Raw genomic sequence first — 21,429 nt, forward strand, 5'->3', positions numbered from 1 at the left:
GAAAAAATCAATAAATTTATGATTGAGAAAGGAAGCAAAAGTACACTATTCCTGCGTCAGAGTTAATTACTCATATTTCGATTAAGACTTTAGCTTCCCTTTTCATCAAAGACTCAAATAGAAATTAGGGAACCAGACCCATTATTAAGGAGTTGAGCTTATGATGAATTTCTCAAATCACTTGTTTAACGTTAAAAGCAAAGTTATGAAAAACATTATTATTGGCATTGACATCAGTAAGAAGACTTTAGACATTTGTATCAAAGATGAAAAAGTTTCCTATTTTACTATTGAAAACAAAGTACAGAGTATTAAGCGTTTTTTTAAAATTTATTCTACTAGCTATCCTATTGTAGCTATGGAAAATACGGGTAAATATAATTGGAATTTGTTGCAGGTCTTGGAATCTCACAACTTTAAAGTTTATATCATATCACCCTTACACTTAAAGAAGAGTATGGGCCTTACAAGAGGAAAAAATGACAAGGTTGATGCACTTCGAATTTGTAATTTTATCGAGAAGAACCATCAAGAAATTACACAATGGAAACCTTCATCCTTGACAATCAGAAAAATTAAAGTACTGCTTACAGAAAGAGCAGCAAGAATAAAAATGAGAAAACAATTGACGAGCCAGCAGGATGACTACAAACTGATGAAAGGAATTAATATGGACAAGGAATTGCTGAAATTAAATTTGCAACTTGTTAAGAGTATTGATATTCAAATTAAAAACATAGAAAAAAGTATAGAAGAAGTTATCTCTAGTGAATCAGATTTAAAAAATAATTATCAATTGATGAAGTCTGTTCCTGGTGTAGGTAAAGTGCTCTCGTGGATTATTTTGGCAAAAACGGAAGGGTTTACAACTATAACAGATCCAAGGAAAATGGCCTGTTATAGCGGAGTTGTTCCTTTTGATTTTCAGTCAGGCACATCAATAAAGCGAAGATCCGGAGTGTCAAGGCTTGCTGATAAAACAGTTAAAAGTGTCTTGCATCTAGGAGCGATGAGTGCTATTAGGAATGATAATGACTTAAGAAATTATTATCTTCGAAAAGTAGAAGAAGGTAAAAATAAAATGAGCGTTAGAAATGCAGTTAGAAACAAAATAATACATCGGGTTTTTGCAGTAATTAAAAACCAAATTCCTTATCAAAAAAATTTGGTTTTATCATAGAAATCGAAATGACACAGTAAAGAGACTAGGCAGAGTTTATTACTCTCTCAATTTTTTTTGTTACAAATTTATACTCAACAAAAGCAAGAAGATAAAAAATCAAATTAAGTGATAATATAAACAAGAAATCACTTTCCAAATTTTTAGATTTTATCGAGTGATAGATTGTCATTAATAATCCTGCTGAAAGAACAACGATTAAAATCATAGATAATAACTGCAATCGTACTTTATATTCTTTAAAATTACTTTTATTAAAACTCACAATTAATTTTGGAAGTAATCTTTCAAAAGGTGTTGTAATTCTTAGCAAGTCAATTTGAGTATTGTTTTCGAAACCTAAAAAAAACTTATTTGGTTCTGCTATATAAGTCGAACCTGATTTTAAATCTAAGGATGTGTGTCTCTTCAACGTAAATAATCTAATATTTCGCTCAATTTTATCAGAGTTCAATTCTGGAATAGTTACTTTTCTAAAGTACATTTTAAGTTTATTTTAATTAATGTTATTTCTGTGAGATTAGATTATTTGTCTTTTTGTTTTTGCTCCGAAGTCGGTAGACTTCGGAGAGCCTTATTTCAAATCATTTGGATCAATGCTAGTTCCTATTTGATCACAAAATCCTCTTAACAAATTTTCATTCAAAAGTTCTAATTTAAAGCATCGAACTAAAAAATAATAAGCAGCATTTACCAATTCTTTTCTCGAATCATTCTTATCATTTTTTGCTCTTTGTTTTGGAAGTTCAGGTTTTTTATAATGTTCTTTGCTCAACTCACATATATCATTGCATATATAACAATATTCGGAAATTTTTACATTTTTTTCTTCTATCCACTTTTCTTGTGCCTCATACATTTTTTCAAATCGAAATTTGTGTTAATCAATGACTGTCAATGAATTTACAACTTCATTAATCCAAAAGTCGATGTTAGCAAAATGTCCTGCTATAATAAAAGCATAACTGTTTTTAAATTTATTAAGTTGTTTTGTAATTAAATTTGCTTTTTCAACAGTATATATCATAGGGTTAATTTATGGATTTTGTGAGATAATAAGACGCAGAACTATAATTTTTAGCTAATAAAATTCATTTATGACAAATTATTATTTTGTCTCTCACAATTTTAAAAACAAAACTCAAATCTCCTTCTTAGCACTTAACCTCGTGAGGGATTGAAGCGAAAAGCCCGGCCGGAGCTTGCGGAGGAACGCTAAAAAGTTGAGAAAAAGTTTTGAAATCAAAAATAAATGACTAAATTTGTCATGACATTATTTAGGATATGAAAGATTTGCTTAGAACAGCCAGAGAAAAAAAGAACCTAAAAACCCGTGAAGTTGCACAACTTCTTGGGATAGATCAGGCATTGGTAAGTAAGTTTGAAAGTGGAAACCGAAAACCCACCCGAGAGCAAGTGGTAAAATTGGCTTCGGTTTTGGAGATTGATTATGAAACATTAATGGTGGCTTGGTTGAAGGAAAAAATTCTTTATGAAATTGGCGATGACACTCATTTTGGTATCAAAGCGATGATGGTTGCGGAAAGTGAAATGAAGTATGAACTCACACCAAAGAAGAGAGAATTTTCACCTTCGTTGATGGAGATTTTGAATGAAATTGATTCGCTTAAGAAAATTTTGGATCAAAAAAGAGCTTTTGACAGTTTTAGAATTGCTCAAGCATTAGAGTTAGAATATACTTTTGAAAGCAACCGTATTGAAGGAAATACTTTAACCTTGCGAGAAACCGATTTGGTTATTAACGAAGGTTTAACCGTTTCCGGAAAAAGCATGCGAGAGCATTTGGAAGCCATTAATCATCAGGAAGCGATTGGCTATATCAAGCAATTGATGGAAAGAAGTTTTAGTTTTAATGAGCGAGAATTGTTGTCGATTCATAATTTGATTCTACGTGGGATAATTCCAGAAGATGCCGGTCGATACCGCAGAGTTCAAGTCATGATTAAAGGAAGTAGTCATATGCCACCTCAACCCTACATGGTTGCCAAAGAAATGGAAGACTATTTTTTGTGGTATGAAACTGAAAAAAAGAAATTGCATCCGGTGATTTTGGCTGCAGAAATGCATGAAAGATTAGTCACTATTCACCCATTTATTGATGGAAACGGCAGAACTTCGCGTTTAGTCATGAATTTGATTTTGCTACAACACGGCTATGTAATTGCCAATATTAAAGGTGATTATGACAATAGAATGAACTATTATAATGCATTAGAAACTGCTCAGACCAAAAGCAATAAAGAAGATTTTTTGCTCTTTATTGCTCAAATTGAAAAGGAAAGTTTGGAGCGTTATTTAAGTATTATTGGTCAATAAAAAACCCGCTTAGGCGGGTTTTATGTTTTAATTCTTATCCTCCAACAAAGGAACAAATCGAAATCCACCAAATTCATGTTTTTCAAATTGTGTTTCGTTTTTACGAATTAATAACGTCATAATTTGCTCTTTTTCGCCAAGCGGAATTACTAACCTTCCTCCTATTTTTAGCTGAGCCATCAATGGTTTTGGGATAATTGGAGCACCGGCCGTCACGATGATACTATCAAAAGGAGCATAATTGGGTAATCCTTTGTAACCATCGCCAAACGTTAAAAGTTTTGGACGGATATTTAATTTTGGTAATAATAATGAAGTGGTTTTAAACAATTCATTTTGTCGTTCAACCGAATAAACTTTTGCTCCCATGGTGCACAAAACGGCGGTTTGATAGCCGGAACCTGTTCCGATTTCCAACACTTTATCCTCCTTTTTTACTTCTAATAATTGCGATTGAAAAGCCACGGTATAAGGTTGCGAAATCGTTTGTCCGGCTCCAATCGGGAACGCCTTATCTTGATAAGCGTATTGCTCAAAACCGGAATCTAAAAACAAATGTCGTGGAATTTTTTTGATGGCTTCCAACACATTTTTGTCTGTAATTCCTTTTTCGCTTAAAAGTTTAACTAATTGATTTCTAAGTCCTTGATGTTTTTCGGTATCTCTCACTTGGGGTTCGGGTTAGTTTGGTAAAATTAAACTTTAAATAATGAACTTGCAAATGTTGGGAGATGGAAGTTGGGAGATGGGAGATGGGAGTTGAGAGTTGGGAGTTGGGAGTTGGGAGTTGGGAGAAAATTTACTTTTTTAGCAGGATTTCTGCCCCCGATTGTAACGGAAAGCATTTTGCAGGCAGCTTGGACATTTTCTTGACAAAAAATAGCGACCACGGGAGCTCATTTTTTGGCTTAGAAAATGCCAAGCTGACAAAAAATCTTGCAGTGGAAAGCGGGATAAGGCACAAAATAAAACTTCCATCTCCCAACTTCCCTCTTCCTGACAATATTTTAAACCTTTCCTCCTTGTCAATTCTTCCATAATTACTATTTTTGATAAAATTTACTTTTTATGCTTAAAGTTGGCGTTTTGGGTGCCGGTCACCTTGGAAAAATACACTTGCGATTACTCAATCAATCTTCAAAATACGAATTAATAGGCTTTTATGATGAAAATCAGGAAAATGGAGCCAAAATTGCGGCCGAATTTGGTTATAAACAATTTGACACGATTGCAAAATTGATTCATGCTGTTGATGTGATTGATATTGTAACTCCTACTCTTTCGCATTATAAATGTGCTAAAGTTTCGATTAAATCGGGCAAACATGTTTTTATTGAAAAACCGATTTCAACTACTGTTGAAGAAGCCGAAGAAATTATCGCTTTAGCAAAAGAATATAATGTTAAAGGTCAGGTTGGCCATGTAGAAAGATTTAATCCGGCTTTCATAGCTGTGAAGAATCAGATTGAAAATCCGATGTTTATTGAAACGCATCGTTTGGCGGAATTTAATCCACGAGGAACAGATGTTCCGGTTGTTTTAGATTTAATGATTCATGATATTGATGCGATTTTGAGTGTTGTAAAGTCAAAAGTAAAGGCCGTTCACGCGAGTGGTGTTTCAGTTTTGAGTCAGTCTCCGGACATTGCGAATGCCAGAATTGAATTTGAAAATGGTTGTGTTGCGAATATCACTTCGAGTAGAATTTCGATGAAAAATATGCGAAAATCACGGTTTTTTCAAAAAGATGCTTACATCTCTGTCGATTATTTGGACAAAGTGTGTGAAGTAGTTAAAATGAAAGACGCACCTGAAGTTCCCGGTGATTTTGATATGATTTTACAAAATGCAGAAGGAGTTAAAAAACAAATTTATTTTGATAATCCCGAAGTTTCTTTGAACAATGCTATTTTGGATGAATTGGAGACTTTTGCAGATGCGATTAATAACAATTCTACTCCGGTTGTAACGTTGGAAGATGGAACGGAAGCGTTGAGAGTGGCGTATATGATTATTGATTCGATGCAGGAAAAATAATTTCTTTCAGGTTTCAGTTTAACTTGAAACTTGACCCGAGCGACAGCGAACAGGCGAAGCAAACTTGAAACTTTTAAACTAAAAATGTCTTTATCCCAAAATTTAATAGTCGAAATAAAATCTTTAATAGCTCAGGCTAAAGAAGGTGCGATTCGTTCGGTAGATCATCATCGAACGGTGATGTATTGGCATATAGGCGAACGTATTTTTAACGAAGAGCAGCAAGGAAAAGACAGAGCAGATTATGGAAATTATTTGATAAAATATCTATCTGAACAATTACAACCTGAATTTGGTAGTGCATTTTCTTATCGACAATTAGAATTAATGCGTCAATTCTACAGAACATTTCCAATTGCGAACTCACTGCGTTCGCAATTGAGCTGGACTCATTACAGATTGCTATTACGCATTGATAATGAAGATAAAAGAGAATATTACATAGCGGAAACAGCAAAAAACAATTGGTCTGTTCGGCAAATGGAACGACAGATAAACAGTCAATTATATGAAAGATTATTATTGAGTAATGACAAAGAAAGTGTTTTAGCAGTTGCTCGAAATGAAGTCATCCCAACCAATCCAAATGAAATCATCAAAGATCCTTTAATTTTAGAATTTTTAGGATTAAAACGTGAAAGTGCTTATTATGAAAAAGATTTTGAACAAGCTATAATCACAAATCTTCAAGATTTTTTATTAGAGTTAGGAAATGGATTTTCATTTGTAGCTCGTCAAAAAAGAATACATTTAGATGGTGATGAATTTTTTATTGATTTAGTTTTTTATAATCGTTTGTTGCAATGTTTTGTTTTATTTGAAATTAAAACACATAAATTAACTCACGAAGATTTAGGTCAACTTCAAATGTACGTAAACTATTATGATCGAGTGGAAAAAGTAGCTCACGAAAAACCAACCATCGGAATTTTACTTTGTGCTGATAAAAACAATGCTGTTGTAAAATATTCTTTACCGGAAAACAACAATTCCATTTTAGCCAGTCAATATCAATTATATCTTCCGACGGAAGAACAATTACTGAAAGAAATTAGAAAAGAAATTGAAATAATCGAACATAAAAATTAACGTCAAGAAATTTAAAACTTGAAACTAAACAAATAGAATGAAAACAATAGCAGTAATCGGAGCTGGAACCATGGGTAACGGAATTGCCCACACGTTTGCTCAAAGCGGATTTACCGTAAAATTAATTGATGTTTCCGAAAAATCGTTGGAAAAAGGAATGGCAACTATTGCTTCCAACTTAGATAGAATGGTGACAAAAGGAACCATTTCGGAAGATGATAAACACAAAACTATTTCTAATATTATTACTTATACCGACATCAAAGATGGTGTGGTTGGAACTGATTTGGTTGTGGAAGCTGCCACTGAAAATGTTGGTTTAAAGATGAATATTTTTAAACAACTGAGTGAAATTTGTGATCATAATGTGATTTTGGCTACGAATACTTCGTCTATTTCAATTACACAAATTGCGGCTCAAGTAGTTCATCCGGAAAGAGTAATTGGAATGCATTTTATGAATCCGGTGCCGATTATGAAATTGGTTGAAATCATTCGTGGTTACAATACTTCGGATGAAGTGACTAAAATCATTATGGATTTATCAGTAAAATTAGGTAAAACGCCAACTGAAGTGAACGACTATCCCGGTTTTGTTGCTAACCGAATTTTAATGCCGATGATCAACGAATCGATCGAAACCTTGTATAACGGCGTTGCCGGAGTTCAAGAAATTGATACCGTTATGAAACTCGGAATGGCTCACCCGATGGGACCATTACAACTAGCCGATTTTATTGGTTTGGATGTTTGTCTCTCTATTTTAAATGTGATGTATGATGGTTTCAAAAATCCAAAATATGCTCCATGTCCACTTTTAGTGAATATGGTGATGGCCGGAAAATTAGGTGTAAAATCGGGAGAAGGATTTTATGATTATTCAGAAAGTAAGAAGGCTGAGAAAGTTTCGAAGCAATTTATTTAATTGTTATCGGTTGTAGGTTGTCAGTTAGCCGAAAGCCGAAAACTGATAACCGACAACAGAAATGAGTAAAATAATCCCTTTCAAAGCTGTTCGCCCCACCGCAGATAAAGTCGCTTTGGTTACGTGTAGAAATTACGACGATTATAGTTCAGCTGAGCTCGCTGCTTGGTTGAGTTTTAATCCGTATTCGTTTTTACACGTGATTCACCCTGCCTATGTGCATTCGCAGAAAATTACGTTAGATAAGCGTTTTAAAGGTGTGGCTCATAAATACCAAGATTTTAAAGACGATAAAATTTTTGTAGAAGAAGAAAAACCTGTTTTCTTTGTCTATGAAATTCAAACCAAAACCAATTCGTTTACCGGAATTGTAGCCGGGACTTCGATTGAAGATTATAAAAAAAATGTCATCAAAAAACACGAAGATACACTGCAATATCGGGTTGAATTATTCAAAGATTACTTGCATCAAACAGGTTTTAATACAGAACCGGTTTTGATTACTTATCCTGATAATGATTCGTTAAATAATTGGATATCCGATAAGAAAAAAGAACAACCAATTTATCATTTTTCTACTTCCAATAAAGAAAAACATACGTTGTGGAAAATTGACTTAGCGGAAGAAATTTCATGGTTGCAACAACAATTTGAAAAAATTCCGGAATTATATATTGCCGATGGTCATCACCGATCGGCTTCAGCAGAATTACTTTTTGATGAAAAAAAGAACGAACAAAATGAAAATCTAAATTATTTTATGAGTTTTCTAATTGCTGAAAGTAATGTCAAAATTTATGAATTCAATCGAATTATTCGTGATTTAAACGGTTATGAAGTCAATGATTTTTTAACCCAATTAGATGAACATTTTATCATCAAAAACAAAGAACAAGAGTTGTGGAAACCCCAAAGTAAGTTTGAATTCGGAATGTATTTGGATGGAAATTTCTATGCTTTATTTTACAAAATCAATAACAATAGCAAAAATCAAAATTCAATTTTATCAAATTTAGATGCTCAAATTTTGTATGATAAAGTTTTGCAACCTTTACTCGGAATTGATGATTTAAGAAATGACGAACGAATCGAATACATTCCCGGAAAGCAATCCATTTTAACCATCAAAGAATTGATTGACGAAGGTGAATTTGAAGTTGGTTTTATGCTTTATCCTTCTGATATTTCTGAAATTAAAGCCTTGGCAGATAATAATTTGATTATGCCACCAAAAAGCACGTATATTGAACCTAAGTTTAGAAGTGGGTTGATTGTGTATGAGTTATAATGAGATAATGTGCCAATTTGAAAATTTGAAAATGAATATAACTGAAAATATTTCTAAAATAAAATCCTCCCTTCCACCTCACGTAACCCTAGTTGCCGTTTCCAAAACAAAACCAGTTGCGGATTTAATGGAAGCTTACAACGCCGGTCAACGCATTTTTGGTGAAAATAAAATTCAGGAAATGACTGAAAAATGGGAACAAATGCCAAAAGACATTCAATGGCACATGATTGGTCACGTTCAGTCGAATAAGGTGAAATACATGATTCCGTATGTGAGTTTGATTCACGGTGTGGATAGTTTAAAATTGCTTAAAGAAATAAATCGTTTGGCTGTAAAATGGCGTAAGAAAGTGGATTGTTTATTGCAAATTCACATTGCCGAAGAAGAAACTAAATTTGGTTTGGATGAAAAAGAATTGAATGGACTACTTTCCTCCGAAGAATTTAAAACCTTTGAAAATATTCGTATTGTCGGTTTAATGGGAATGGCTACTTTTACCGAAAATCAAGAGCAAATTAAACGTGAATTTTTACATTTAAAATCTATTTTTGATCAACAGAAACAACTGACAACTGACAACTGCCAACTGACAACTTTATCCATGGGAATGAGCGGAGATTATCAACTCGCTATCGAATGCGGAAGTACGATGGTTCGAATTGGAAGTAGTATATTTGGCGTTCGCTAATGTGCCAATTTAAAAATTTGCCAATTCGATAAAACAGATAACCGATAACCGACAACTGATTTGTACGCAATTTTAGACATAGAAACCACCGGAGGTCAATACAACGAAGAAGGAATAACCGAAATCGCCATCTATAAATTTGATGGTCACGAAGTCGTGGATCAATTTATTAGTTTGGTAAATCCTGAAATTCCAATTCAGCCGTTTGTGGTAAAATTAACCGGAATTAACAATGCCATGCTTCGTTCGGCTCCTAAATTTTATGAGGTGGCCAAACGTATCATTGAAATGACCGAAGGTTGCATTATAGTTGCACATAACGCTTCGTTTGACTACCGAATTTTACAAACCGAATTCAGACGATTGGGTTTTAAATTTCAAAAACAAACACTTTGCACGGTTGAATTATCGAAAAAATTATTGCCCGGACATGCTTCCTATAGTTTAGGAAAATTGGTTCGAGCACTCGGAATTCCGATGGCAGACCGTCATCGAGCAAGTGGCGACGCAATGGCTACCGTGAAGTTGTTCAAAATGCTTTTGGCTCAAGATGTTGAAAAGGAAATCGTAAAAAGTTTGGTAAAAACGGAAATCAAATCCGGAATGTCACCAAAATTGTTGGATATTGTTGAAAGCCTTCCTTCCAAAACAGGAATTTATTACATTCATAACGAAAAAGGTGATTTGATTTACATTGGAAAAAGCAAAAATATCAAAAAACGTGTTAACCAGCACTTTACAGGAACCAGTAGCAAATGCAAAAAAATTCAATTTGAAGTTTATACCGTTACGTATGAAGAAACCGGAAGTGATTTAATTGCACTTTTAAAAGAAAGCGAAGAAATCAAAATCAATAAACCAATTTATAATCGAGCACAACGAAAAACCATTTTTCAATGGGCTTTGTATGCTATTAAAGACGAAAATGGTTATATGAAACTTTCACTTCAAAAAACCGATTTGAGAAAAAAGGAAATAACTTCATTTGCTTCCATCCAAGAAGGTAAAAGTGCTTTGTTTAAAATCACTGAAAAATACAATTTATGTCAAAAAATCAATGGCTTATATGAAACACAAAATGCATGCTTTCAATATAAAATAAAAGAATGCGATGGAGCTTGTATTGGCGAAATTTCGCCGGAAGAATATAATTCTCGTGTGGAAGAATTTATTGAAGCTTGTCAATTTGACAATGAAAACATGGTGGTTATTGATCGTGGTAGAAGCCTCGAAGAACGATCGGCAATTCTGATTGAAAACGGAATATATAAAGGTTATTGTTTTTATGAATTGAATTATCAAATTACAAATATTGAAGTACTTCGAAACATCATTATTCCGATGCAAAACAACCGAGATACCAAAAATATTATACAAGGCTACCTAAGAAAAAATAAAGTGATGAAGATTGTTAAATTTTAATTTCTTTATCTTTGAATAATAAGTTGTTGCTATGAGAGAAGCTAAATCGAGATATGAAATTTTCAGGCAGAAAACACACATCATTATTTATGGTACAAACACAGTAGCCGGAAGACTTTTTGACCTTATTCTTCTCGGTTTAATTCTGTTGAGTGTTTTGCTTGTAATGTTAGAAACAGTTGAAGGTTTTGACATCAAATACCACAACCAACTCGTTTTATTGGAATGGATTATCACTGCTTTTTTTAGTATAGAATACATTCTTCGGATTATCTGTATTGATAAACCTAAACGATATATTTTAAGTTTTTACGGAATCATCGATTTGATTGCCATTCTTCCTATGTATTTGTCTTATTTCTTTGCCAGCAGTCATTTGTTTGTCATTATCCGAGCTTTACGTTTATTACGTCTGTTTAAGATTTTAAATCACCCACATTTTTCAGGACAATCACAACAATTACGAAAATCGCTTATTGCTAGTCGCGGTAAAATAGTAGCATTTATGTATTTTGTTTTAATTAGTTGTATTTTGATAGGCTCTTTAATGTATGTGGTGGAAGGTAAAGAATCAGGATTTACAAGTATTCCAATTAGTATTTATTGGTGTATTGTAACCTTAACTACGGTAGGATTTGGTGATATTACACCAATAACTCCGTTAGGTCAATTTATTGCGTCACTAGTAATGATAATGGGTTACGGCATTATTGCGGTTCCAACCGGAATTGTAACTGCTGAAATTGCAAAATCAGAATACAATCGTGGACGAGAATCTAAACGGCATCATTGCATGAGTTGCGGAAAAGAAGATCATAGTGAAAATGCTAAATTTTGCCATCACTGTGGCAATGAATTAGACGAAAATTCATAAATAGTTAAACTTGACAAATTCAAATTTTCTTATCACGATTATTGGGCCAACGGCCATTGGAAAAACAGCTTTAAGTATTGCTTTGGCTCAACATTTTGGTTGCGAAATTATTTCGTGCGACAGTCGTCAGTTTTATAAAGAAATGAAAATTGGTACAGCTGTTCCAACTGAACAAGAATTGAAAGCAGCTCCACATCATTTTATTCAAAACAAATCCATTTTTGAAAATTATTCGGTTGGTGATTTTGAACGAGAAGCCATTGTGAAATTAGATGAATTGTTTAAAAAAAATAACATTCAAATTATGGTTGGTGGATCTGGTTTGTATGTTGATGCGATTTTGAAAGGTTTTGATGATTTTCCGGATATTGATCCAACAATCAGAGAAGAAATTAAAAAGGAATTTGATTTAAACGGATTGAATTATTTACACAATAAATTAAAAGAATTAGATCCAATTTATTTTGAAAAAATAAGTGCCGAAAATCCGCAAACATTACAAAATCCGCAACGAATGATGCGATTTGTAGAAGTTTGTCTCGGAACCGAAAAACCTTATTCTTCGTTTTTAAATCAGAAAAAAAATAAGCGAAATTTTATTCCGATTGTTATTGGTTTGGAAGCTGAAAGAGAAATTATGTATAATCGAATTAATCGCAGAGTTGATTTAATGTTAGAAGATGGTTTGCTGAATGAAGCTAAAAATTTATTTCCAAATAAACAGTTGAATGCCTTGCAAACTGTTGGTTATCGTGAATTATTTGATTATTTTGAAGGAAAAACAAGTTTAGAATTTGCTATTGAAGAAATAAAAAAAAATACCAGACGTTTTGCCAAACGACAGTTAACGTGGTTTATGCGAACTGAAAATGTAATGTGGTTTGATTTTAAAACTGATGTGAATGAAATTATTACTCAAATTAATCAGAAAACAAAGCAACCAAATTAAATTATATACGTCTTTATAAAAATATTTTGTATGAAAAAATTGCTGTTTTTATTAGTTCTTTTCACTTTCAATAGTTGCGAAATTTATTACGATGGCGAAACCAGATTAGTGATTGACACTGTTGTTAAAGACATTGATGACGGAACTCCGTTAAAAAATATTCCTTTTAAAGTAATTGTAACAAATGGTTATGATACTGAAACAATTTCTACCGGAATGACTGATAATGAAGGAAGAATTTTAGCTATTTTTCCAGCTCCAAAATCAGATTCTGACTTAATTAGTTTGAATATCATACCTGAAGAGACATATCAAAAGCAAGAATTTGTTAGAATACTAAAATCTGATTTTATAAATTATAAAATTTCTCCTGTCTCAACCGGTTTGGTTAAAACAGATAGAATTACTCAATTAAATATTGAAATTATTCAAACTTCTTCACAAATTGCTTTAAGCGATTTAGCCATTAATGCTATTCGTCCTGAATTTGTTATAGATTATAATCCCGAATATGAGGATGATCCCTCATGGTACTTCTATCCTATTTCAATTTTGAAGAATCAAACTTTTAACATTTCATACAAATTAACAGATTTTAGTGTAAATCCGGCTTCAGTTGAATATTTTTCAGTTCCGATAACTGTTGAAAATGAAAGTATAAACTATCAATTAATTTATTAAAATGAAACGAAATATAATTTTAAAATTGTGTGTTTTTCTTTCAACACTTTATTCAATTTCAAGCCAGGCTCAAGACGGATTTAAAATTAAGCCGCTTGGGCGAATTTATATTCTTCATGCCATACAACAAGGAGATAATGCCTTGGCAGATGCCTATTCATCTAAGATAGGTTTTGGTGGACAATTTTTTTTACCAAAATATAAAAATTTTAGATTGGGGTTTGGTGGAGATTATGTTCCTTATAAAGTAGAAAAAGAAAATATGATTGGAACAATAGGCTCAAGCTATTATTATTCTGTTTACGGATTACTAAGTTATGATATTATTATAACAGAAAATTTTAATTTGAGTCCTGTAATTGGATATGGAAATTCTACTCTTTCTCTGCGATCAAATACACGAAAGATTGATCCTCAAAACGGAAATGAATTTAGAATTGGTTTGTATTCTGATTATACATTTTCTCCTCATATTGCCGGGTTTGTGGGATTATATTATATTTCGAATCGTTTTACAATTAATACTCATCCTGATTATGAAGATTATTTTGGTAAATCAAATTCTATTCAATTATCTTTAGGTTTAAAATTTTTCTAAAATCATTTTCATGCCAATTTCGCCCAATTTTACCTCCGAATTTTCTAAAGAATGGGAAATTAATTTCGTTCAATGTTATCCAAATGGTCAGTTGAAACACACGGAATTGTGCAATCTTTTGCAGTTAACCGCCGGTTTTCACGCTGAGTTAGGTGGATTGAGTTTTAGCGATATGCAAGAGTTTCATCAAGCGTGGGTTTTGAGTCGGATGCGAGTGGAAGTAACCGATTTGCCAAAATGGCGAGATATTGTCACTGTGAAAACTTGGATTGTAGAAATGCAAGATTCTCGTTCGGTGAGAGCGTTGGAATTGTATGTTGGCGACAAAAAAATAGTTGGTGCTCTCACGTTTTGGGTTGTGTTGAATACGGAATTGCGAAAACCACAAGCCTTGGCTTTACCGTTTGAACATTTTACATTTTTTCCGGAAAAATTACCAACTACTCAAACTTTTGAAAAAATAAATTTGAATGTCGATTTTCAATTTTTGAAAAGTAAATTGATTTTGCTTTCTGATTTGGATATAGTAAATCACGCAAACAATGTGAAATATTTAGAATGGTGTTTGGATTGTCTTAATCCGAAACTAATTTTGAAAAATAAAATTCAGGGGTTTGATATGAATTTTTTGAGAGAATTACACTTGAATGATGAAGTTGAAATTGCCGCTTCGAAGGAAGAAAATCCTGAGTTAGTAAGTGTGACCAAAAATGGAAAAACCAGTTTTGCTTTGAAATTGGAATATAGCACATAGCCTCTACCCCAGATTGTAACGGAAAGCATTTTGGGCAAAAAAGTTAGAATTCTTAAAGCAAAAAAGCGACCAAAGGAAGCTCTTTTTGGTTTGTAGAATTCTTCTTTTTTGCCCAAAATCTTGTAGTGGACCGTGCCTACCGGCAGGCAGGAAGCTGGATTAGGTTCAAAAAAAAAAGCTCCCAAAATTGAGAGCTTTTACTTTATTGCGTAACCTTATTTTTGATTACTAAACGGAAACCTTCACCATGAATGTTGAGGATTTCTACGTCTTCGTCGGGTTTAAGATATTTTCTTAATTTGGCGATATACACGTCCATACTTCTGGAAGTGAAATAGTTATCATCTCTCCAAATTTTGGTTAACGCCAATTCACGTGGCATTAAGTCGTTTTCATGAAGGGCTAACATTTTTAGCAATTCATTTTCTTTTGGAGATAATTTGATTGGTTCCTCGTTTTTGAATGTCAAGAAACGCAATTTTGAATTCAAATGGAATCCTCCGATTTGGAATTCAAATTTCAGGTTATCTGTTTTGCTTTCAGACTGTTTACGTTGCATGATGGCTTTGATTTTCATTAACAAAACTTCTGAATCGAAGGGTTTGTTAAGGTAATCATCGGCACCAACTTTGTAGCCTTTGAGCACATCTTCTTTCATTGACTTGGCAGTCAAGAAAATTAAAGGCACGTCTTTGTTTTTTTCACGGATTTCTTTGGCCAGGGTGTAACCATCTTTGTAAGGCATCATGACATCCAAAATACACAAATCGTATGTGTCTTTTTTGAATTTCTCGAATCCTTCCATTCCGTTTTTGGCTAAAACGACTTCAAAATCGTTTAGCATCAGGTAATCTTTTAGTATGGCTCCAAAATTTGGATCATCTTCTACTAAAAGAATCTTTTTGTTTTCTGCTTCCATAGGTTAATTTATATTTAGTGGTATTTAATTTATTAGTGGCAATTTAATACTGAATGTACTTCCTTTTCCTTTTTCGCTTTCAACGGAAATTTGTCCGTTATGTTCTTCTACAATTCTTTTTACATAGGCTAGGCCTAATCCGTGTCCTTTCACGTTGTGAATATCTCCGGTGTGCTCGCGATAGAATTTTTCGAAAATTCTTTTTTGAGCTACTTTACTCATTCCGGCTCCGTGATCTTTTATTTTTATGATTAGAAAATCTTTTATGTTTTCTGTATAAATGTCAATGACTGGTTTTTCGGGTGAATATTTTACTGCATTGTCTAACATGTTAACAAACACGTTTGTAAAATGTACATCGTTTAACAATACTGTTGTTCTGCTGGCTTGAAAATGTTTATTAATTGTTCCTTCTCTGTCTTCTACAATTAAACTGACGTGATCAATGGCGTCGTTGATTATTTCGTTAACATCCAAAGGTTCTTTATTAATTTCAAGTTCTCGTTTTTCGAGTTTTGAAATTCGTAAAACATTTTCAACTTGAGCATGCATTCGTTTATTTTCGTCCCGAATCATTTGAAGATAGCGATGTACTTTTTCTTTATCTTCGATAACTTTAGGATTTTTTATTGCGTCTAAAGCCAAATTAATAGTGGCGATTGGCGTTTTGAATTCATGCGTCATATTGTTGATGAAATCTGTTTTTATTTCAGAAATCTGACGTTGTTTGAATAATTGGTTTAACGCATTGGAATAGGCTATGATAATAATTAACGTAAAAACTAACGATAGCATTGCAATTGCAATTAAATCTGAAAAAATGAACTTCTTTTTTTCGGGAAATCTTACTAACAATTGGTACTTACTCATTCCTTCGTTATCTGTAAAAATAGGAATGCTATAAGTATCATTTTTATTAAACTTGAAATTATCTGATTTAACTTTTGTGGCTAAACCATTACTGTAGATCCCAAATTCAAAAGGAGTATTTACTCCGTATTCTTTGAGTTCTCTTTGCAAAAGTTCTTGTAATTTTTCTTTTGAAATTCTTCTTTGAATTGGATAGGTCAAAGCAATATCATTGAATGACATATCATAAAGCAATTTATCTAAAATCTCAAGATTACCGGACTTTTCCATCTTGTAATCCGGAGTTGAAGAATTTTGCAAATTTGATTTATCAATTCCGTTATGATAGATTTCTGTTTTTCTTTTTGATGAAAAACCTTTAATTTTCAAACTGTCTCTTTTTTTATCAAAGAACGAGGGTGAAATAGTAAAATCTTGTGAATTTATACTATTTGAATAAATGATGGTTTCGTTTGTTTGCGAATTTCTTTCGTAATAACCAAACTCCAAAAAATCTGAAACTACCTTGTCTGAGCCTGTACTGTCTTTAAATTGATTAATTTTCTCAACAAAAGCAAGTATTTCCTGCTGTTTTAATTTATCTGAAACATTACCCAGAACTTGTTTAACATGAAATTTAAACTGTTCCTGATTATTTTCTAATGAAGAATTAAACCAATATACTTGTACAAAAATGATACCAATGAGGGATAAACTCATTAAAACTACAAGCACTCTAAACAAAACTTTATTCATCTCTACAAAATTAAGATTTTAACATTTGTATTGTTAATAGATTAACCAAATATTAACATCATGCCTGTTTTTTAAATTTTATTTAATACTTTAAGAATATCGTCAACTTGTTTAGTAGTTTTCTCTAAATCAACGTTTTCAATGACAAAATCACTCAACAAAATCTTCTTTTCGTCGCTCCATTGATTGTTAATTCGGTGTAAAACACTGTCTTTATCAGATTTATCTCTCAAAATTACTCTTTCAATTCTTAACAATTGTGGAGCGACCACTGTAATCACTTTATCACAATGTTTATGTCCACCAGTTTCAAATAAAATGGCTGCTTCTTTAATTACGAATGGAACAGTAGTATGGTTTTTTAACCAATCTTTAAAATGTTTTTGAACAGCCGGATGTACAATTTTATTGAGTTGTTCTAATTTTTCAGGATTATTGAAAACAATTTTAGACAATTTAACTCGATCTATTTTTTTATTTGAAACAACTTCAGCTCCAAAAACATTTTCAATTTGAAGAATTATTTCTTTGGAATCCATTATTTTTTTGGCTTCTTCATCGGCAATGTAGACCGGAATTCCATTAGCCATAAACATTTTTGCAACGGTTGTTTTTCCGCTACCAATTCCGCCTGTTAAACCAATAATTTTAGTCATTTTTAACTGATTTAAAAAATAGTTCGGGAAATTCAACTTGAGGTTTTTTGTTTAATAATTGAATTAAAACAAATGATTTTAGAAATCCGAAACCATATCCGTAAAACTGAATAAAAGCAGCTACTATTGATAAAGACCCAATTTTAATACTTTTGTTACAGTAGGTTGCTGTAAAAAATAAAATAAGATAATAAAATCCAAACAACATCAATGGAAAATAAAAACCAAAAAGTAAGGCTACACCTAATGCTGAAAACAAACCAATCATAAATAATGTTGGGAAGAAAAAGTTGGTTTGCTGTATTCGGGATACCAACTGTTGAGGATTGGTCTGGTCTTTCCAAATTTTGAGACTTGATTGTAGAATTTTTTCCAATCGATTCTTCTTTTGTGATAAACATAAGCAGAAGGAATTAATCGCGTTTCAAAATTCATCTTCCATAATCGGATGGATAAATCCGGGTCTTCACCAGGATGAATATTACCAAACCCGTTAGAAGCTTCAAACGCTTTTTTAGAAATTCCCATGTTGAAACTTCTGGGTTGAAACTTATCAATTTTTTCGGAACCTCCACGAATTCCACCTGTCGTTAAAAAAGATGTCATACTAAAATTGATTGCTTTTTGAACATCTGAAAATGAGTCTAAAGCTTTATCAGGACCACCAAAACAATCGGTGAAATTATTCGCTAGAGCCAAATCAACTTCTGAAAGATAATTTTTAGGAATAATGCAATCGGAATCAAAAATGATAAAATAATCGCCTTTTGCTTTTTTCATCCCATAATTTCTGGAATCTCCGGGACCTGAATTTGGTTTAAAAAAATAGCTTATGATTAATTTTTCAGAATACCTTTCAACTATATTTTTACAATCAATTGTTGAACCATCTTCAATAATTACAACTTCAAAAGCAGTATTATAATCTTGAATGACAAGACTTTCGAGAAGTTCGTCAATTTCATCCGGGCGATTATATACTGGAATAATGATTGAAAAATGCATATCAAAATTTTATCAAATATACGGCTTTAAAAAACAAAAGCCATGCGAGGTGCATGGCTTTTGAAAAATCTATAGATTACTTTTTTATTGTTTTACAATTTTGATTGTTTTTTCAAGATTATCTTCGGTTGTAATTTTTACTAAATAAGTTCCTGCTGTTAACGTTGACAAATCAAGTTGACTTTCATTTGCATTTACATTTTTAGTAAGTACTTGTTGACCAAGAAGATTAACAACTGAAACGGACGAAATATTACTTATATACGATAAATTCAACACGTCTTTAACTGGGTTTGGATAATATTTGAATCCCGCATTATCAAATGATCCGGTACTTAAAGATGCATCATAAGCAGAAATATCAAAATTTCCTGATGCACCATTATAACCCCAAACTCTAATGATTAAAACTTCGCCTTCTGTTCTACCTGTTAATGAAATTAAAGAAAAATTATCATCACCATCATCATCATCACATTCAACAGTTACTAATGAGTCACATTCTCCTGTATATACTTGCATAACAGTGTCTGATAAACCACCATTACCTTTAGTTTCAATTGTAATATTTCCAGAAGCTGGTACCGTTACACTATACCAAACATCTTTTCCTACAGTATCAAAATTGAATGCACCACAGGATGGAGTAGCTTGCGAACTAAGAGTAGCACCAAAATTTGTTGTGTTTAAAGGATTTGTTGCGAAAACAGCTCCTGCAGTTAATGGTGTCGGAGTTGCACATTCATCATTATTAGGCACTGGTGGTGGAGTTACTGTTAAAACACCGCTTAAATAAGTTGTACCATCCCAAAAGTTACCTTCATCAGAAGCATTGATTCCTCCATAAACAAAAACACCATCATTTAATCTAAATCTAGAAGCATAATAGTATGTTCCCGGTGCTAAATTAGCTCCGATAGAAGCTTGATACTCATCATTGTTAGAAACATGACCTGCATTAAAAGTAGCTGAAACCCAATTTGACCAAGTAGCTGGATCTGTATTTGCTCCAACAGGGCTAATTCCAATCCATGCTTGAATACCATCGGCTTGACCTGATAATCCTGGCTCAACATCTGTTAAACCAGCGTGATATACTTGAGCATATATTACAGCAGAATCACCTTGAGTAATTGTAGCTGAAGATGGAAATTGAAGATTGGCATAATCAGGACTTTCATTAGAAAGTGTACCACAAACAAAACTTCTGGTTCTATTAACATCTTCTCCTTCACATAACTCACTTAAATGAGAGTAAAATCTAATATCACCAGTATAGTTAGATACCCATGTTAACGGAGTTGTACCAAATGCTGCTGCTGTTGCACCTCCATCAGTACTAATCGTAATCAAATCTGTAGTTCCGCTACTAAAGACATAAGTTGTTCCTGAAACCACTTGAACAGAAGAATATTCACCAGCATATCCAGCAGTTGTAACAGTATTCACTGTAACACCATCACAATTTGCTGTTGTAAAAGTACCTGTTGGCCATTGTCCAAAAGGTGAATTAAGACAATATCCAGGAATAGCCATCGTTGTAAAACTAAAAATAGAGCAATCAACAGCTTCTCCGGCACTATTTTTTGCAATTACTTTCCAGTAATAAGTTGTTTCTGCCATTAAATCTGTAATGGTTCTTGTTAAAGCAGTTTGGTTACCTAACAAAGTTGTAGGATCTATATTTGTATCTAAATACACATCATAACTAGAAACAGGACCTCCAGTAGTTGGTGCAGTCCATGCTAAGTCTAAGGATAAATATGGCACATCAACTGCTTCGTCTGCTGGAGCTGTCAAAGTAGCACAATTTGGTGCTAACGCTGGTGGAGTATCATTTACAACATCATCAAACAATAATCTAAACTTATCTGTAGAAACTGCATGAAATCCGATGTAAATAGTTTGACCTAAATAAGGAGTTAAATCGATAGTAAATTGAGTCCACACATTTGGTGCTTCAGCTTCAGGAGTTACTGTAACTGTAAACGCAGCTGCCGTTGGGGTTGTAGAAGATAATCTCACCGCATAGCTTTCTACATAAGCTGGATCTTGATTTTTAACATAATATGTTAATCTATCATTCAAACCTGCCGTTACGGTTATAGCTGGTGTAACCAAATAATCATCATGTGCTGTTGCGTTATAGTTAATTTGTGCTGCATTAGGAGCAGAAAAGGCTGATCCTGGAGCACCAACACCAAAAATAAAACCATTTGCACCACCACCGTTAATAACGGTCCATCCTGCTGGGGCTGTAGTTGCACCGTCAAAATTTTCTGAAAATTGTGCCGAAGCTACAATTCCAAAAAACAGCGTAAATAATAATGTAATTTTTTTCATATTTTGTTTGTTTAAGATTATGAATGATAAAATTATAAAAAAAACACTTATAAAAAAATTATAAGTGCTCTTTTAT

At 32.8% G+C, this 21,429-nt stretch carries 22 protein-coding genes and 1 pseudogene; 14 read left to right on the top strand and 9 right to left on the bottom strand.

Features of this window, described 5'->3' with window-relative positions; all coding sequences use genetic code 11:
- Window positions 1-205: 205 nt before the first annotated feature.
- On the top strand, window positions 206-1,180 hold the full coding sequence (locus tag M0M57_RS00570) for an IS110 family RNA-guided transposase (RefSeq protein WP_248434336.1): 975 nt from the start codon (window positions 206-208) through the stop codon (window positions 1,178-1,180).
- Window positions 1,181-1,205: 25 nt separating this feature from the next.
- On the opposite strand, the gene M0M57_RS00575 is transcribed toward M0M57_RS00570, so the two are convergent.
- The 3 genes from M0M57_RS00575 to M0M57_RS00585 all read right to left on the bottom strand — a co-directional run bounded on the left by M0M57_RS00575 (window position 1,206) and on the right by M0M57_RS00585 (window position 2,207).
- The gene (locus tag M0M57_RS00575) at window positions 1,206-1,664 is read right to left on the bottom strand and encodes a hypothetical protein (RefSeq protein WP_248434411.1); all 459 of its coding nucleotides are present in this window, start codon (window positions 1,662-1,664) and stop codon (window positions 1,206-1,208) included.
- A gap of 90 nt (window positions 1,665-1,754) precedes the next feature.
- A complete protein-coding gene (locus M0M57_RS00580) occupies window positions 1,755-2,039 on the bottom strand; it encodes a hypothetical protein (protein WP_248434413.1) in 285 nt (94 codons plus the stop codon).
- 21 nt (window positions 2,040-2,060) lie between these two features.
- Window positions 2,061-2,207 (bottom strand): hypothetical protein, encoded by a 147-nt coding sequence (locus tag M0M57_RS00585; protein ID WP_248434415.1) that lies wholly within the window; start codon window positions 2,205-2,207, stop codon window positions 2,061-2,063.
- A 257-nt stretch (window positions 2,208-2,464) separates the two neighbouring features.
- On the opposite strand from M0M57_RS00585, the gene M0M57_RS00590 reads away from it, so the two are divergent.
- The gene (locus M0M57_RS00590; RefSeq protein ID WP_248434417.1) at window positions 2,465-3,517 is read left to right on the top strand and encodes a Fic family protein; all 1,053 of its coding nucleotides are present in this window, start codon (window positions 2,465-2,467) and stop codon (window positions 3,515-3,517) included.
- A 27-nt stretch (window positions 3,518-3,544) separates the two neighbouring features.
- Here M0M57_RS00590 and M0M57_RS00595 read toward each other — a convergent pair whose 3' ends face one another.
- Complete coding sequence (locus M0M57_RS00595) at window positions 3,545-4,186, bottom strand: protein-L-isoaspartate(D-aspartate) O-methyltransferase (RefSeq protein ID WP_248434419.1); 642 nt, start codon at window positions 4,184-4,186, stop codon at window positions 3,545-3,547.
- Window positions 4,187-4,248: 62 nt separating this feature from the next.
- On the opposite strand from M0M57_RS00595, the gene M0M57_RS00600 reads away from it, so the two are divergent.
- From M0M57_RS00600 to M0M57_RS00655, 12 genes are all read left to right on the top strand, one after another.
- Entirely contained in the window at window positions 4,249-4,557 is a 309-nt protein-coding gene (locus M0M57_RS00600) for a hypothetical protein (protein WP_248434421.1), read from the top strand.
- A 28-nt stretch (window positions 4,558-4,585) separates the two neighbouring features.
- A complete protein-coding gene (locus M0M57_RS00605) occupies window positions 4,586-5,554 on the top strand; it encodes a Gfo/Idh/MocA family protein (RefSeq protein WP_248434423.1) in 969 nt (322 codons plus the stop codon).
- Between the two features lie 84 nt (window positions 5,555-5,638).
- Window positions 5,639-6,643, top strand: coding sequence for a PDDEXK nuclease domain-containing protein (locus tag M0M57_RS00610; RefSeq protein WP_248434425.1), 1,005 nt, complete (start codon window positions 5,639-5,641; stop codon window positions 6,641-6,643).
- 37 nt (window positions 6,644-6,680) lie between these two features.
- Window positions 6,681-7,568 carry a 3-hydroxyacyl-CoA dehydrogenase family protein gene (locus tag M0M57_RS00615; protein WP_248434427.1) on the top strand — a complete coding sequence of 296 codons (888 nt, stop codon included), beginning with the start codon at window positions 6,681-6,683 and terminating at the stop codon, window positions 7,566-7,568.
- Window positions 7,569-7,629: 61 nt separating this feature from the next.
- Window positions 7,630-8,856, top strand: coding sequence for a DUF1015 domain-containing protein (locus M0M57_RS00620; protein ID WP_248434429.1), 1,227 nt, complete (start codon window positions 7,630-7,632; stop codon window positions 8,854-8,856).
- A gap of 31 nt (window positions 8,857-8,887) precedes the next feature.
- The gene (locus M0M57_RS00625; RefSeq protein ID WP_248434431.1) at window positions 8,888-9,547 is read left to right on the top strand and encodes a YggS family pyridoxal phosphate-dependent enzyme; all 660 of its coding nucleotides are present in this window, start codon (window positions 8,888-8,890) and stop codon (window positions 9,545-9,547) included.
- A 60-nt stretch (window positions 9,548-9,607) separates the two neighbouring features.
- Entirely contained in the window at window positions 9,608-10,969 is a 1,362-nt protein-coding gene (locus M0M57_RS00630) for an exonuclease domain-containing protein (protein WP_248434433.1), read from the top strand.
- A gap of 31 nt (window positions 10,970-11,000) precedes the next feature.
- Window positions 11,001-11,843, top strand: coding sequence for an ion transporter (locus M0M57_RS00635; RefSeq protein WP_248434435.1), 843 nt, complete (start codon window positions 11,001-11,003; stop codon window positions 11,841-11,843).
- A 10-nt stretch (window positions 11,844-11,853) separates the two neighbouring features.
- Window positions 11,854-12,792: a tRNA (adenosine(37)-N6)-dimethylallyltransferase MiaA gene (gene miaA / locus M0M57_RS00640; RefSeq protein WP_248434437.1), complete on the top strand. Its 939-nt coding sequence runs from the start codon at window positions 11,854-11,856 to the stop codon at window positions 12,790-12,792.
- A gap of 30 nt (window positions 12,793-12,822) precedes the next feature.
- On the top strand, window positions 12,823-13,473 hold the full coding sequence (locus M0M57_RS00645; protein ID WP_248434439.1) for a hypothetical protein: 651 nt from the start codon (window positions 12,823-12,825) through the stop codon (window positions 13,471-13,473).
- Window position 13,474: 1 nt separating this feature from the next.
- On the top strand, window positions 13,475-14,071 hold the full coding sequence (locus M0M57_RS00650; protein ID WP_248434441.1) for a hypothetical protein: 597 nt from the start codon (window positions 13,475-13,477) through the stop codon (window positions 14,069-14,071).
- 10 nt (window positions 14,072-14,081) lie between these two features.
- Window positions 14,082-14,825, top strand: a complete 744-nt coding sequence (locus tag M0M57_RS00655; protein WP_248434443.1) for an acyl-[acyl-carrier-protein] thioesterase — start codon at window positions 14,082-14,084, stop codon at window positions 14,823-14,825.
- Window positions 14,826-15,027: 202 nt separating this feature from the next.
- Here the strand turns inward: M0M57_RS00655 and M0M57_RS00660 are convergent, their stop codons facing one another.
- From M0M57_RS00660 to M0M57_RS00680, 5 genes and pseudogenes are all read right to left on the bottom strand, one after another.
- Window positions 15,028-15,744 (bottom strand): response regulator transcription factor, encoded by a 717-nt coding sequence (locus M0M57_RS00660; RefSeq protein WP_248434445.1) that lies wholly within the window; start codon window positions 15,742-15,744, stop codon window positions 15,028-15,030.
- 24 nt (window positions 15,745-15,768) lie between these two features.
- Window positions 15,769-17,349 carry a sensor histidine kinase gene (locus M0M57_RS00665; RefSeq protein ID WP_248434447.1) on the bottom strand — a complete coding sequence of 527 codons (1,581 nt, stop codon included), beginning with the start codon at window positions 17,347-17,349 and terminating at the stop codon, window positions 15,769-15,771.
- A gap of 71 nt (window positions 17,350-17,420) precedes the next feature.
- Complete coding sequence (gene coaE / locus M0M57_RS00670) at window positions 17,421-18,005, bottom strand: dephospho-CoA kinase (RefSeq protein ID WP_248434449.1); 585 nt, start codon at window positions 18,003-18,005, stop codon at window positions 17,421-17,423.
- Window positions 17,998-19,010, bottom strand: a pseudogene (locus M0M57_RS00675) (glycosyltransferase). Before M0M57_RS00675 ends, coaE begins: the two are co-directional and overlap by 8 nt.
- Window positions 19,011-19,094: 84 nt before the next feature.
- Window positions 19,095-21,353, bottom strand: coding sequence for a T9SS-dependent choice-of-anchor J family protein (locus M0M57_RS00680; protein ID WP_248434451.1), 2,259 nt, complete (start codon window positions 21,351-21,353; stop codon window positions 19,095-19,097).
- Window positions 21,354-21,429 lie beyond the last annotated feature (76 nt).

It is taken from the genome of Flavobacterium azooxidireducens (genome assembly GCF_023195775.1).
GTDB lineage: Bacteria > Bacteroidota > Bacteroidia > Flavobacteriales > Flavobacteriaceae > Flavobacterium > Flavobacterium azooxidireducens.

What these genes read in the sequence shown, in the direction of transcription:
- M0M57_RS00635 (WP_248434435.1), top strand. Translation starts at nt 11,001, where the DNA reads ATGAGAGAAGCTAAATCGAGATATGAAATTTTCAGGCAGAAAACACAC.
- M0M57_RS00680 (WP_248434451.1), bottom strand. Translation starts at nt 21,353, where the DNA reads ATGAAAAAAATTACATTATTATTTACGCTGTTTTTTGGAATTGTAGCT.
- M0M57_RS00655 (WP_248434443.1), top strand. Translation starts at nt 14,082, where the DNA reads ATGCCAATTTCGCCCAATTTTACCTCCGAATTTTCTAAAGAATGGGAA.
- M0M57_RS00665 (WP_248434447.1), bottom strand. Translation starts at nt 17,349, where the DNA reads ATGAATAAAGTTTTGTTTAGAGTGCTTGTAGTTTTAATGAGTTTATCC.
- M0M57_RS00570 (WP_248434336.1), top strand. Translation starts at nt 206, where the DNA reads ATGAAAAACATTATTATTGGCATTGACATCAGTAAGAAGACTTTAGAC.
- M0M57_RS00610 (WP_248434425.1), top strand. Translation starts at nt 5,639, where the DNA reads ATGTCTTTATCCCAAAATTTAATAGTCGAAATAAAATCTTTAATAGCT.
- M0M57_RS00660 (WP_248434445.1), bottom strand. Translation starts at nt 15,744, where the DNA reads ATGGAAGCAGAAAACAAAAAGATTCTTTTAGTAGAAGATGATCCAAAT.
- M0M57_RS00615 (WP_248434427.1), top strand. Translation starts at nt 6,681, where the DNA reads ATGAAAACAATAGCAGTAATCGGAGCTGGAACCATGGGTAACGGAATT.
- M0M57_RS00600 (WP_248434421.1), top strand. Translation starts at nt 4,249, where the DNA reads ATGGAAGTTGGGAGATGGGAGATGGGAGTTGAGAGTTGGGAGTTGGGA.
- M0M57_RS00590 (WP_248434417.1), top strand. Translation starts at nt 2,465, where the DNA reads ATGAAAGATTTGCTTAGAACAGCCAGAGAAAAAAAGAACCTAAAAACC.
- M0M57_RS00645 (WP_248434439.1), top strand. Translation starts at nt 12,823, where the DNA reads ATGAAAAAATTGCTGTTTTTATTAGTTCTTTTCACTTTCAATAGTTGC.
- M0M57_RS00585 (WP_248434415.1), bottom strand. Translation starts at nt 2,207, where the DNA reads ATGATATATACTGTTGAAAAAGCAAATTTAATTACAAAACAACTTAAT.
- M0M57_RS00575 (WP_248434411.1), bottom strand. Translation starts at nt 1,664, where the DNA reads ATGTACTTTAGAAAAGTAACTATTCCAGAATTGAACTCTGATAAAATT.
- M0M57_RS00580 (WP_248434413.1), bottom strand. Translation starts at nt 2,039, where the DNA reads ATGTATGAGGCACAAGAAAAGTGGATAGAAGAAAAAAATGTAAAAATT.
- M0M57_RS00620 (WP_248434429.1), top strand. Translation starts at nt 7,630, where the DNA reads ATGAGTAAAATAATCCCTTTCAAAGCTGTTCGCCCCACCGCAGATAAA.
- M0M57_RS00625 (WP_248434431.1), top strand. Translation starts at nt 8,888, where the DNA reads ATGAATATAACTGAAAATATTTCTAAAATAAAATCCTCCCTTCCACCT.
- coaE (WP_248434449.1), bottom strand. Translation starts at nt 18,005, where the DNA reads ATGACTAAAATTATTGGTTTAACAGGCGGAATTGGTAGCGGAAAAACA.
- M0M57_RS00650 (WP_248434441.1), top strand. Translation starts at nt 13,475, where the DNA reads ATGAAACGAAATATAATTTTAAAATTGTGTGTTTTTCTTTCAACACTT.
- M0M57_RS00605 (WP_248434423.1), top strand. Translation starts at nt 4,586, where the DNA reads ATGCTTAAAGTTGGCGTTTTGGGTGCCGGTCACCTTGGAAAAATACAC.